The 12986-nt window shown below is 52.7% G+C and carries 10 protein-coding genes; 1 reads left to right on the top strand and 9 read right to left on the bottom strand.

Features of this window, described 5'->3' with window-relative positions:
- Position 1: 1 nt before the first annotated feature.
- A complete protein-coding gene (gene cysN / locus ABFZ84_RS09835) occupies positions 2 to 1918 on the top strand; it encodes a sulfate adenylyltransferase subunit CysN (RefSeq protein ID WP_369313847.1) in 1917 nt (638 codons plus the stop codon).
- Positions 1919 to 1987: 69 nt separating this feature from the next.
- Here the strand turns inward: cysN and ABFZ84_RS09830 are convergent, their stop codons facing one another.
- The 9 genes from ABFZ84_RS09830 to ABFZ84_RS09790 all read right to left on the bottom strand — a co-directional run bounded on the left by ABFZ84_RS09830 (position 1988) and on the right by ABFZ84_RS09790 (position 12827).
- The gene (locus tag ABFZ84_RS09830) at positions 1988 to 2575 is read right to left on the bottom strand and encodes a VPLPA-CTERM sorting domain-containing protein (RefSeq protein WP_369313846.1); all 588 of its coding nucleotides are present in this window, start codon (positions 2573 to 2575) and stop codon (positions 1988 to 1990) included.
- 184 nt (positions 2576 to 2759) lie between these two features.
- Positions 2760 to 3563: an inositol monophosphatase family protein gene (locus ABFZ84_RS09825; protein ID WP_369313845.1), complete on the bottom strand. Its 804-nt coding sequence runs from the start codon at positions 3561 to 3563 to the stop codon at positions 2760 to 2762.
- Entirely contained in the window at positions 3560 to 4915 is a 1356-nt protein-coding gene (gene hflX / locus ABFZ84_RS09820) for a GTPase HflX (RefSeq protein WP_407067082.1), read from the bottom strand. The genes ABFZ84_RS09825 and hflX overlap by 4 nt, the downstream gene beginning before the upstream one ends.
- 111 nt (positions 4916 to 5026) lie before the next feature.
- Complete coding sequence (gene hfq, locus ABFZ84_RS09815) at positions 5027 to 5269, bottom strand: RNA chaperone Hfq (RefSeq protein ID WP_369313844.1); 243 nt, start codon at positions 5267 to 5269, stop codon at positions 5027 to 5029.
- A gap of 156 nt (positions 5270 to 5425) precedes the next feature.
- Positions 5426 to 6277 (bottom strand): D-amino-acid transaminase, encoded by an 852-nt coding sequence (locus ABFZ84_RS09810; RefSeq protein WP_369313843.1) that lies wholly within the window; start codon positions 6275 to 6277, stop codon positions 5426 to 5428.
- 6 nt (positions 6278 to 6283) lie between these two features.
- Positions 6284 to 7675, bottom strand: coding sequence for a potassium transporter TrkG (locus tag ABFZ84_RS09805; protein WP_369313842.1), 1392 nt, complete (start codon positions 7673 to 7675; stop codon positions 6284 to 6286).
- Positions 7676 to 7700: 25 nt separating this feature from the next.
- Positions 7701 to 9074, bottom strand: a complete 1374-nt coding sequence (gene trkA, locus ABFZ84_RS09800; RefSeq protein ID WP_369313841.1) for a Trk system potassium transporter TrkA — start codon at positions 9072 to 9074, stop codon at positions 7701 to 7703.
- 58 nt (positions 9075 to 9132) lie between these two features.
- The gene (ntrX, locus tag ABFZ84_RS09795; RefSeq protein ID WP_369313840.1) at positions 9133 to 10521 is read right to left on the bottom strand and encodes a nitrogen assimilation response regulator NtrX; all 1389 of its coding nucleotides are present in this window, start codon (positions 10519 to 10521) and stop codon (positions 9133 to 9135) included.
- Between the two features lie 23 nt (positions 10522 to 10544).
- Complete coding sequence (locus ABFZ84_RS09790) at positions 10545 to 12827, bottom strand: sensor histidine kinase (protein WP_369313839.1); 2283 nt, start codon at positions 12825 to 12827, stop codon at positions 10545 to 10547.
- Positions 12828 to 12986: the final 159 nt, after the last annotated feature.

Raw genomic sequence — 12986 nt, 5'->3', positions numbered from 1 at the left:
AATGTCCGCCAGAACCGAAGCCGAACACCAACTTATCAATGACGACGTTGTCGCTTATCTTTCAGCCCACGAGCGCAAATCAATGTTGCGCTTTATTACGTGCGGCAGCGTTGATGACGGAAAATCGACGCTGATTGGCCGCCTGCTTTACGACTCAAAACTGCTTTATGACGATCAAATGTCAGCGCTGGAAAGCGACACAAAAAAGCACGGCACACAAGGCGAGAAAATTGACTTTGCGCTGCTCGTTGATGGCCTTGCCGCCGAACGCGAACAAGGCATCACGATCGATGTGGCCTATCGGTTTTTCTCGACCGCCAAGCGAAAGTTCATTGTCGCCGACACGCCGGGGCACGAACAATATACCCGCAATATGGCAACGGGCGCATCGACCGCAGATCTCGCGATCATCCTTGTGGATGCACGCAAGGGGCTTTTGACCCAAACCTATCGTCACAGTTACATTGCGTCTTTGCTCGGCATTCGTCACGTCGTCATCGCAATCAATAAAATGGATCTGGTGGATTACGCCCAGACTACGTTTGACAAGATCGAGGCTGATTACCGAAAATTTGCCAAAGACCTTGGGTTTGAATCCATTACTTGCATTCCCGTTTCGGCGCTCGAAGGCGTGAACATCACCACCAAAAGCCGCGAGACCCCATGGTTCAAAGGTGCCGCGCTACTGCCCTATCTTGAAACGATCAGTGTACGGGGAGATTTAGCCGATAAACCTTTCCGCATGCCAGTACAGTGGGTGAACCGCCCTAACCTCGATTTTCGCGGATTCTCTGGCACCGTCGCAAGCGGCACCATAAAGCCCGGCGAAGAAATCGTTGTCCTGCCCTCGGCCAAGCGGTCTACGGTTCAGTCCATCGTTACGATGGATGGCGAGCTTGATGAGGCCCAGCCGGACAGAGCGGTAACGATCACGCTAGAAGATGAAATTGACATTTCGAGAGGCGACGTCATTTGCGCGGGCAAAGCGCCAGCGGAACAAAGTGACCAATTCGCAGCGCATCTATTATGGATGTCGGAAGAAAAATTATTTCCCGGTCGGCAATATCTTTTGAAAACCGCGAACCGAATTGTTCCGGTGACGGTTACCGAGTTAAAGCATAAAATCAATGTGAATACGCTTGAGCATATGTCAGGAAAAACGCTCGAGCTTAACGAGGTTGGTTTTTGTAATTTCAATCTCGCCACCCCCATTGCCTTTGATGCCTATAATGAAAATCGCCGCACAGGGTCTTTCATTCTGATTGATCGACGTACCAACGCAACCATCGGCGCAGGGATGATTGATTTCTCCTTGCGGCGCGCGAAGAACGTGCACTGGCAAGATTTGGACGTAAACAAAACTGAACGCGCAAGCGCTAAAAATCAAAAGCCGGTCGTCCTTTGGTTCACCGGCCTTTCAGGGTCCGGAAAATCGACCGTTGCTAATCTGGTTGAAAAACGCCTTCATGATCTTGGGCGTCATACCTATACGCTTGATGGCGATAATGTGCGTCATGGCCTCAACAAAGACCTTGGGTTTACCGATGCAGACCGGGTCGAGAACATCCGGCGCGTGGGCGAAGCTGCGCGCCTTATGGCCGATGCGGGGTTAATCACGCTGGTTTCGTTTATATCGCCATTCCAAAGCGAACGCAGGATGGCGCGTGAGCTTTTGCCCGAAGGTGAGTTCATCGAGGTCTACATCTCAACCCCGCTTGCCGTATGCGAACAACGCGACGTCAAAGGGCTTTATGCCCGCGCCCGCCGGGGTGAGATTAAAAACTTCACTGGCATTGATAGCGCCTATGAAGCGCCGGAACGCGCCGAGCTAGACCTCAATACCGCTGAAATTTCTGCCGAAGTCGCCGCCACCAAAATCGTCGATTACCTAGAGGCCAACGGTTACCTCAAAGGGTAAAGCCGCGAATAAAAAAAACCGGCCTTCGCATTGCGAGGGCCGGCTTTTAATCTGTATGGAAAATAGCGCTTAGTTAGTGCGTGCCTTACGGCGACGACCAGCAGCACCGAGCCCTGCAATACCAGCAAGGAAAAGCGGAAGCGCCGCAGGAAGCGGAACCTCTGTCGCGCCAAGCGCGATGTTGCCGTTACCGCTAATATCAAGCGCGAACGCGCCAAAATCTGCATTATTGAAGCCAGATACAACGATGTAATAGACGAGGTTCGCCGCTAGCGTTGCATTGTCCCCATTTGCCGAAGCGATTAGCGATAAAAGACTAGGGCCACCATCATCATCCAACGCCTGAAGGCCAAGTGCCTGATTAAACGGGTCAAACCCTGCTTCATTGTATAGAAAGATATAGCTGTCGAAATTCGCCGAAGTAATTTCAAATTCATAATCACCAGCGGTATCGACACTAAATTCAATCACCTCAAAAGGGGTGTCGTTTCCAATACCAGACAATGTACCACCCGTAGTGTAAGGACGGTTCCACGTTGCGTTACCAGTTGTGTCACCATTGACGGTAACTGTTGCGGCATTTGCAGCCATTGGCATTGCCAGCGCACCGATTACGGTACCCGCTGCTGCAATCATCATTGTCAAAACTGAACGCATAAAAACCCCTTACTATGAAAGCTGTGTTGCTAAGCAGCAATTCATAGTCCAGTTTTTAACTCAGTCAATGAATTCTTATAGTTACCTGACAATTTTAACATGCGAAATTAACCATCTGGAAACAACCTAAGCATGTTTTGACTTGAAGGCTGGCTCTATCTGGCGCGACTTATGGTTAATGACGTCAGGAAATCGCGGATCGGATCTTTTCCCAGCTATCAACATTCCCTGCCGCCAATAATGGACGCCCAACAGTCAGGCGCGGTGCATAAGCGCCAAGGTCATCAAGATAGGCTGCGCGGCCACCAATTTCCCCTAACATCATTGCGCCCGCTGCGTGGTCCCATGGGTGCACGCGGGAATAAAGCGCGAAATCACGCTTCCCCAGCACAAGGTTGATATAGGCGTATGCGGAACAACGTGCGGGGCCAGTCTCAGTTTTTGCGCGCAAGGCCGGCACCATCGTCTCTTGCCATTCCTGCCCGAGGCTTCCTACCGATCGATAACCAACCGGCGTGCCCACCGCCGCACCGACCGCACTCAACCGGTCGCCCTGCCAGGTAACACCATCACCCAACGAACCAGTCGCAAATGATTTTTCCGGAATTGCATAGATCCACCCTTGCCGAGTCTCACCATTTTCAACGAGCGCAATAATGGTACCGAACTCGTCGCGCTTTTGCACAAAATTCCGAGTACCGTCGAGCGGATCAACAATCCAAAATGCCCCGCGCTCATGATCAAGGCGTTTGACGAGCTCGGGGTCTGCAGCTGCGGCTTCCTCGCCAATAAAAGCTGCGCCCGGATAAAGACCAAGCAGCGCTTTTTCCAATCGCGCCTCAGCGGCATGATCAGCGGCAGTAACAAAGTCATTGGGACCCGACTTTGTCGTGACCTCAGATTCTTTTAACGCGCCAAAACGCGACGAAATTTCTTCTTCGGCAATCTCAGCGATTACCGTTTCAACTTTAGACGGGTCAATAATCATGCGCTTTTAACGGAAACCCCTTCTTCCGCTGCAATCTGCGCATTCGGATAAAGTTTGAAAAATTGTCCTTCGGTTTTTTTAGATAGCCGAACAACCAAAACGAGATTCTCGTCTTCGGCGGTCTCTTCGATAACTTCTGCTCTCGCATGAAGCCACGCTCGCGCAGCACCAAATGGCGACGGCATTTGAACTGTAATGATCTCATGCGCGGCGGTTAAAGACTGCTCAACCAGCGTCATGAGCTGCTCAACGCCCTCGCCCGTCTGTGCTGACATCGCAACACGCAGCGCACCATCGGGGTTATCTTGGCTGTGTCTTGCGATCGCCTGAATATCAAGGCGGTCATCTTGGGACAGTAGGTCGATTTTATTAAGAGCTTCGATGATTGGACGTTCGTCGTCGTCTTTGACCCCTAACTCTGCAAGCACGCTCAAAACATCAGAACGCTGCGCATCAGTATCTTCGTGGGCAATATCGCGCACATGAACGATGATATCGGCCTCTAACACTTCTTCGAGGGTCGCGCGAAATGCCGCCACAAGCTGGGTCGGTAGATCAGAGATAAACCCAACCGTATCTGAGAGAATTGTCCGAATACCTGACGGCAAATCTATTGACCGCATGGTTGGATCAAGCGTCGCAAACAATAAATCCTCGGCCATAACCGTAGACTTGGTCAGCCGATTAAAAAGCGTTGATTTGCCCGCATTGGTATAACCCACAAGTGCCACGACCGGGTGCGGCGCGCGTTTGCGTTTGGCTCGCTGCAATGTCCGTGTACGGCGTACCTCTTCGAGCTTGCGCTTTAGTCGAACGATACGGTCATCAAGCGCCCGCCGGTCTGACTCAATTTGGCGTTCACCGGGACCACCGAGAAAGCCTGCGCCGCCGCGCTGTCGTTCAAGGTGCGTCCACGACCGCACGAGGCGTGATCGCTGATAGTCAAGATGCGCGAGATCAACTTGTAAACGGCCCTCTGCGGTTTGGGCGCGATCACCAAAAATCTCCAGGATCAAAGCGGTACGATCAAGGACCTTTGCATTCCACTCTTTTTCAAGATTACGGTGCTGCACGGGCGTCAGCGCGCTATCAATAATCACAAGCGCAGGACGCGGCTCATAACTATCAAGTAATTGATTGATATCTTCGACCTTGCCCGAACCGATCAACGTCGCCGGGTTGGGGTTATTCACGGAAACCACAAACGACGTCGCGATATCAAGGTCAATCGCAACCGCGAGGCCCACGGCCTCTTCCAACCTAGCTTCGGGCGCGCGTGCGCCAGCCCCACCCTTTAGCGCGGGGTGAATGACAATAGCGGAAAGACGGTCGGGTAGCGTGGACTCTGACAAATTAAACTCTGAAAACGTAAATAGGTTAAACAGCTATAACACAGCAAAACCATCCAGCGCGATGGCGTGGACAAAGAAACGCAACGGAATTTCTGAAATCAGAAGGCGTTGTTATTCCGCTTCTTCCTCACCGTCCCAAAGGGTTACCGGTCCTTGAGGCATAACGGTGGAAATAGCGTGTTTATAAACCAGTTGCGACTGACCATCGCGCTTTAGCAAAACACAGAAATTATCAAACCAACTGACGATGCCCTGTAATTTCACGCCATTAACCAAGAAGATCGTGACAGGAATTTTGGTTTTACGAACGTGGTTTAGGAAGGTGTCTTGAAGGTTTTGTTTTTTTTCGCTCATTGGTCCCGCTTCTCCGAGTCGGTTAAGTATGCTGCATCGCAACAATCAGTTTGGCGCGGAAACTCGATCCTTGCAACCTGTTTGCGCGGATTACGCTGATTTGTCATCAAAATCGGCATAAATTCAGGTAATTACAAGGTATCAGCAACCAGAAAATCAAAGCGCGCGGGCCCGGGCCTTATAGGATTCACGCAATCGCTTCGTTATCGGACCCGGCGTACCGTCTCCAATTTTGAAAGAATCCACCCCGATTACTGGCATCACAACGGACGATGCTGAGGTTAAAAACATCTCCGAAGCGGCTTTGACCTCGTCGAGGGTGAAAGGCCGCTCAACCACATTCAGCTGAAGTTCCTGTGCGCAGGCCTTTGCGGTTTCGCGGGTGATGCCGCTCAGAATTTCATGGCTCTTGGGGTGGGTGATCAATACGCCATCTTTATCAATAATCCACGCATTCGATGAGGAACACTCTGTTATATGTCCATCGCGGATCAATAAGGCCTCACCAGCCCCCACTTCGCTCGCCGCATGCTTTGCCATTGCGTTCGCCAATAGCCCCGTACTTTTTATATCGGTGCGCCCCCAGCGGATGTCTGGCTGGGTGATCACACGAATACCTTTTGCTGCCTTGGCATCACTCTGATCAAGATCAAAGGGCTTCACCGTCATGACCAAAGACGGTTTAAGTCCCACAGGGAAGATATGATTCCGGGGGGCGACACCGCGCGTCACCTGAATATAAATCATCGCACTTGGAAGGTGATTTCGCTTGCGGACATTATCCATCACAACCCGAAGCGCATTCTCGCTCATTGGCATCGCGATTTGTAGCTCGTCCAATGATCGTTTCAGGCGCGCGAGATGTCCGTCGAGATCCCAATATTTACCATCGACGACAAGGCAAACTTCATAAACACCGTCAGCGAACTGATAACCGCGATCTTCGATATGAACCTGTGCCAACGCATGAGGCACATATTGGCCGTTCACATAAGCAATCCGCGACATCGTATTCTACCATCTCCAAAAGGCGCGATTGATCAGCGCCAACGCCACAGCGGCCTCAAGTCGGCCCAAAATCATACCCGCCAGTAACAACCAACGCAGCGGCGATTGAAAAACGGCGTAGCCCTCTGCCCCGCCGCTCGCAAGCCCAATTAAAGGACCTGCGTTACTTAGTGCCGCCGTCGCCGCCGCTGCCGCGAGTTCAAAGTTGTGTCCAGCCAAGGTTACAGCAAGCAATAATCCCGAAAGCGTGAAGGTGAAGACCAGAAAATGCATCCACACGCCCAATTCATTAGCGACCCGTCGCGCCCCGAATACGGCACTGGGATCAATAAGACGACGAAGCTCTTCTTTTGCCCGGCGCATGATCACGAGCCAGCGCAAGACCTTAAAGCCGCCCGCCGTTGAAATCGCTGCTCCGCCAATAATTGCGGTGACAAGCGCGACCAAAAGTGGCGGCGCTTCACCGATCAGATACCCGTTCGTAGTGACCAAAGAAGCCGCATTAAATAGTTGCGGCACCATGAGTTTAAGGTCGCCAGCACCCGCCGTCACCCAGAACAACATTGCCGCCCAAAGCACAATCAGAAAGTAAGCGCCCGTTTCAATATCTTGCAACCGCTCTCGTTTGCCCTTCATGACCCGCGCAATCAAAATGAAATTGACGCCGCCCAGCAAAGTGAAAACAAATATCGGCAACAGGACAGGCGTGGGATAGGCCGATAGTCCCGCCGCATTGGGAATGAACCCACCCGAAGACACCGTGGTCATCGCCATGATCAACGCTTCAAGCGTCGGCGCACCCGCAAAAGCGATCAGTGAAAACGCCGCCAGCGTTAAAACCGTATAAACTCCCACAAACGAAACAACGGCGTTGCGTAGCGGTCGAAGGTGCGAACCGCGATCACCGCGCGAAAAAGGTGGCAACAAGGTATCGATACCGATAAAGGCGGGCCGGATAAAAATCGCCGCAGCAATCGCCAGTGACGCAAGACCACCAAGCCATTCAAGCTCCGCCCGCCACAACGCGCGCGCATGGCTTGCGAACGCGGCTTCGTTCGATAGCCAAGCGCCGGTCGTTGTCAGCGCAGAGACCGATTCAAAATAGGCATCTGAAAAGCTTAGCCCCTCGCCCATAAACGGAATCGCAGCAAAAACGGGTATCACCGCCCACCAGAGCAAAACAATTATCAGTGCACCGCGAAAACTTGTCGGCGCGCGTTTTCCCAATGATGCAGCGAATGCCCCGCCGCCACACAGAACAGCCGCCACTGCGCCAAAGACATAAGCGCCCGTAGCTGCCTGATGCTCGGCTAGCGACAACAGCATAGGTGCAATCATCGCAACAGCGATGACCAAGAGCATGATCGCAAAAGAGCGAAGAATGTTCCCTAAGGCCATGCGGTTATCCTACCCTTTAGGGAGATTAGAAATACTCGATGCTGACGCGGAACATTTGTTCTACGTCTTTGACATTTTCACGAGTCGACATCAAAACGATCCGGTCGCCGGCGTTGATGATCGTGTCCCCAGTCGGCATCTGAACTTCGTTATCGCGAAAAACTGCGCCAATCATGACGCCTTCGGGCAGATTTGCTTCGCGCAGTGGTTTATTGACCAATGGCGACGTTTCAAGCGCAATCGCATCAATCAACTCTGCCGCACCATCCGACAATGAATAGACCCCTTTGATCCGTCCACGACGGATGTGTTGTAGAATTGTTGAGATCGTAATGGCGCGCGGGTCCACATACCGGTCCACCCCAACGGATTCGGTAATGGGGCCATAATCAAGATCGTTGATCAGCGCCATTGACCGGCGCGCGCCTTCGCGCTTCGCAACAACAGATGTGAGGATATTTGCCTGATCATTATCAGTAACAGAGACCACGGTTTCCGCATCTGTTACGCCGGCCTCATTCAAAACACTACGATCTAAACCGTCGCCTTGAAGTACGATTGTACGCTCTAGTTCCTCTGCGATATATTCCGCGCGTTTGCGATCGCGCTCAATGATGCGGATCTTCATGGAGCCCATTTTCTCTAGCCCCTTCGCGACGAATAATCCGACATTACCGCCACCCACGATAATGACCCGCCGGGCCTGTTGGGCGGCCTCGCCCATAATCTCCAGCGCACGCGTTACATCCTGCCGGTCAGAGATAAAATAAACCTGATCACCCGGCTCTAGCTGATCGCCCGAATGCGCCCGCCAGATATTATCGCCGCGCTTAATCGCAACGATTGTAATTTTCAAATCAGGAAACAGCTCTGCCACTTGCCGCAAAGGCGTATTCACGATGGGACAATCTTCGCGCAGCTTTACGCCAACGGCCCAAACGCGGCCATCCACAAATGACTTGATTTCAAATGCGCCCGGCGTCGACATCCGCTGGATAATCGCCTCGGAGACTTCGCGTTCTGGAGAGATCACAACATCAATAGGCAAATGATTGCGCGAGAAAATATCGGAATAGCGCGGATCGAGATATCCTTGGGCGCGTACGCGGGCAATTTTCGTGGGAACTTTGAAAAGCGAATGGGCGATCTGACAGGCCACCATGTTCACCTCATCGGAGAATGTGACCGCAATAATCATATCGGCTTCGCGCGCGCCTGCTTCCTCTAAGGTTTCGGGATAGGCGCCGTTTCCGACCACCCCGCGCACATCAAGCCGCTCGGCCACATCGCGGATCAATGCTTTTGATTGATCAACAACGGTGACTTCGTTGTCTTCTCGCGACAGCCGTCGCGCAATACCGACGCCAACGCGGCCTGCACCGCAAACGATCACGCGCATGACCAATAATTCCTTATCTACCCCGTTCGGGGCTAAAACTCTGCCCGGCTAATGCCGCTCAGGCGCTTTCTACGCGCGGCTGCCCATTAACGCCAAGTGCTTTCAATTTTCTATGCAACGCTGAGCGCTCCATGCCGATAAAAGCCGCCGTTCGCGAGATATTTCCGCCAAAACGGTTGATCTGCGCAATCAGATATTCACGCTCAAACCGTTCACGGGCATCCCGTAACGGCAGCGTAATGATCTGTTCCAGCCCTTCGCCAGCAGGGATTGAAAGCCCTGAATCCATCACCTCGGTCGGCAAATGCTCGCACGTAATCTCAATTTCCGCATCACGGCCCATCAAGATCAATGTCCGCTCAAGCACGTTACGAAGCTGCCGGACATTCCCCGGCCATGCACACGCTTGCAACGCGGCCAATGCCTCAGACGACAAGCGCCGTTTAGGCAAGCCAGATGCCTTTGCGATACGATCAACAAAATAGGCCACAAGCGCCGGAATGTCTTCGCGACGCTCATCAAGACCCGGCGCGTTAATCGATACCACATTCAACCGGTGGTAAAGATCTTCACGAAAACGGCCTGCGCCAGAAAGTTCCAGCAAGTCAGCAGACGTTGTTGATACTATCCGTACATCAACTTCTACGGGCTTTTGTCCGCCCACCCGTTTGAAGCGTTGCTCAACTAAAACCCGCAAAATTTTGCCTTGGGTTTCCAGCGGCATGTCACTGATCTCATCGAACATCAATGTCCCGCCATGGGCTTTTTCCATAAGGCCGATCATGCGCATCTGACCGTCGTCACCCTCAATGCCGAAAAGCTCTTCTTCCATCCGTTCAGGCGCGATAGACGCAGCACTTACGACGACAAAGGGTCTGTCTTGACGACTAGACCGCGTATGCAACAGGCGCGCGATCATCTCTTTGCCAGACCCCGGAGGGCCAGAGATCAAAACACGCGAACGCGCATCGGCAACGCGCTCGATTACATTGCGCAATGACGAAACCGCCGCCGAAGCCCCTATCAGCCCCCAATCCGGCGCGCGCTCACGCAGCTCGTTATTCTCGCGGGTCAAACGCGCAGCTTCAAGCGCTCTATTGGCAGCAAGGATCAGGCGATCTGCGTTGAAAGGCTTTTCAACAAAGTCATACGCACCTTTTTTGATCGCAGCGACCGCTGTTTCAATCGTTCCGTGTCCGGAAATAATCACAATTGGCAGTGCGGGATGAAGCTTTTTGAGCGCTTCGAGAATTTCAATGCCGTCCATTTCCGAATTTTGGAGCCAAACATCAAGAATAACGAGCGAAGGACAGCGATCGCTCACCGCCCCCAGTGCAGATTTAGAATCCGCCGCCATACGCGGGCTGAACCCCTCATCTTCTAGGATCCCAGAAATGAGTTCACGAATGTCTTCTTCATCGTCAACGACCAAAACATCAATACTCATATGCTACCTTTTCCTTCTACGCACTATTCCGCCGCAGCAGTGATATGCGACTTGCCGTCAGTCAGTGCCGCGGGGGCAAGTTCGCGTTGAAGCGTGACAGTCATCCGCGCGCCGGTGACGCCCAACGAATGATCATCCGCAAATTGTAGTGAACCGCCATGTTCTTCGGCGACTTTTTTAACTATGGCGAGACCAAGCCCCGTCCCTTTGGCACGGGTTGTCATATAGGGTTCGGCCAAACGGTGGCGCTCGGCATTTGGAAGACCGATGCCATTGTCAATGATCTGCACAACCGACAGCGCACCTTTCGTCTCAACCCGTACATCGATCCGTCCGGGTGCGCCATTTTCTTCTTCGGCAAGCCGCGCACCAATTGACTCGGCTGCGTTTTTCAAAAGATTTGAAAAGGCTTGTACGATCAAACGACCATCACATTGCGCAACCACTGGCTCATCAGGTGCGGTGAATGAAAATTCAATTTCCGGGAAAGCCACTTTTTGCGGGAAGATCGCGGCTTTGACCAACTCACGCACATCTTCGCTACCGATTACTGGTTTCGGCATCCGCGCAAAAGAAGAAAACTCATCAACCATCCGGCCAATATCACTTACCTGGCGGATAATTGTTTCTGTACACCGCTCAAAGACTTCGGGGTTGGAGGTAATCTCGCTTAGATATTTGCGTCGCAGACGTTCGGCTGAAAGCTGAATTGGGGTCAAAGGGTTTTTGATTTCATGTGCGATGCGGCGGGCCACATCACCCCACGCTGCATTACGCTGAGCGGAGATTAATTGCGTAATATCATCAAACGTCGCGACATAGTTTGTGTCGCCGCCCGTCGCGTCTTTCACTAAACGTACATTTAAGGTTTTGGTCTGTCCGCTACGGGTAACATCAATTTGGTCACCAACTTCGGTGAAAGGCGAATTCGACGAGCGTTCCAGTAAGGACCTAAGTTCAGGCATTATTTCGGCAATGTTGCGCCCGGTGACACGGCCCGGTTCTTCACCCATCAATTCGACCGCAGATTTATTCGCAATGGTAATGACGCCATCGTCCGCCAAACCAATCACACCAGCGGTAACACCTGAAAGCACAGCCTCGGTAAAACGGCGGCGCTCATCAAATTCACGGTTAGTATCAATAAGGTCGTCGCGCTGGGTCTGAAGTTGCGCTGTCATGTGGTTCATGGAACGCGCCAACACACCAAGCTCGCCATCTTCGTTATAGACCTCCACCCGCGCATCCAGTTCCCCACCGGAAACCCGCTCCGCCATGTTCACAAGCCGTCCGATCGGTTGAACCAAACGCGTCGCCGCCCAGAGGGCCAGCCAGATCGCGCCAAAAAGAATGATAATCGCGAGAACCACGTAACCCGCCAAAAACACACGTTCTAACCGTGCGCGGCCCAATTCAGCCTCGCGCCAATCTGCCCGTACATCCGTCACCGCAAAAAGTTGTTTCGTCGTTGCGGGGTCAATAGGCTGATAGCCGATCAAAAACCCGCCATCATAATAACCAAGCGGCAGCGCCCCGCGGAAGGTATCGAGCGTGACATCATTGTTCACGCCAAAGACAAATAGTTCGCCAGGATCACTGCTACGAAGCTCAGTCAAACGGTCTTCGCTCGGCAAGCCATACTGGCCGGGTGCCACCTCTGCACGAACAATGATACGCCCCGCCCCGTCAACAAGATAAAGCGCAGACAGTCCGCGCACTTGCGCTTGAGCATATAAATATTGCCGAAAGCTAATGGGTGTTTCTTCAAATCCCACGCCTGCTTCTTCTTGGCGCGCTACATCCTGTGCGATCAGGCGCATGCGCTGTTCCATATCGGCGGCTTTAAGACCCACAAGCGAATTCGCAAGACCGCGCGCAGTGTCTTGGTATTTATCAATCCGTTCACTGAAGACGTCATTTAGGCTCGCGCGCAGAATCGTAAACGCAAACAAAAATGCGATGATCGCCGGAACCACCGCGAGCAATGAGAACATACCCACAAGCTGCATATGCGTACGCGAACCAGCGAGCTGATTTCGACGGTTCGACCAAACATGAAAAAGCCGCACACCGACCAGCGTTGCAAAACCCGCTGCGATGACGATATTGCCGATGATCATCCACATCATCACAGCGCGGTCGACACGCTCGACCAGCGGCGACATCAAAAACCAAGTCGTGAGAAAAGCGATCACACCCGCAATGATCAGCGCGGTTGCCGCTGTTGCGTTCGACAACACCCAATGCGGCGCAAGCATTCGCGTCGAAGGTTGTGTCTTGGGATCAGTGTTCGGTTGGTTACTCAAACTTGACGCCATCCTAAAGGGCCGCTTCGCCCCAAATCCACGGCAATTTTCCTGCCATCGTCGTTATATCTGCGCGATCTACGCATCGGCTCTCCTCGCCCCAAAAGGCTTACACCCCATAGGCCACGGGAAAGAGAAGAGGATGTTGCGTCCGTTGTT

This window comes from Hyphococcus lacteus, from assembly GCF_041058985.1.
Taxonomy (GTDB): Bacteria; Pseudomonadota; Alphaproteobacteria; order Caulobacterales; family Parvularculaceae; genus Hyphococcus; species Hyphococcus lacteus.
The sequence above is the reverse complement of the archived record's forward strand: the minus strand, read 5'-3'. Positions and strand labels throughout refer to the sequence as shown.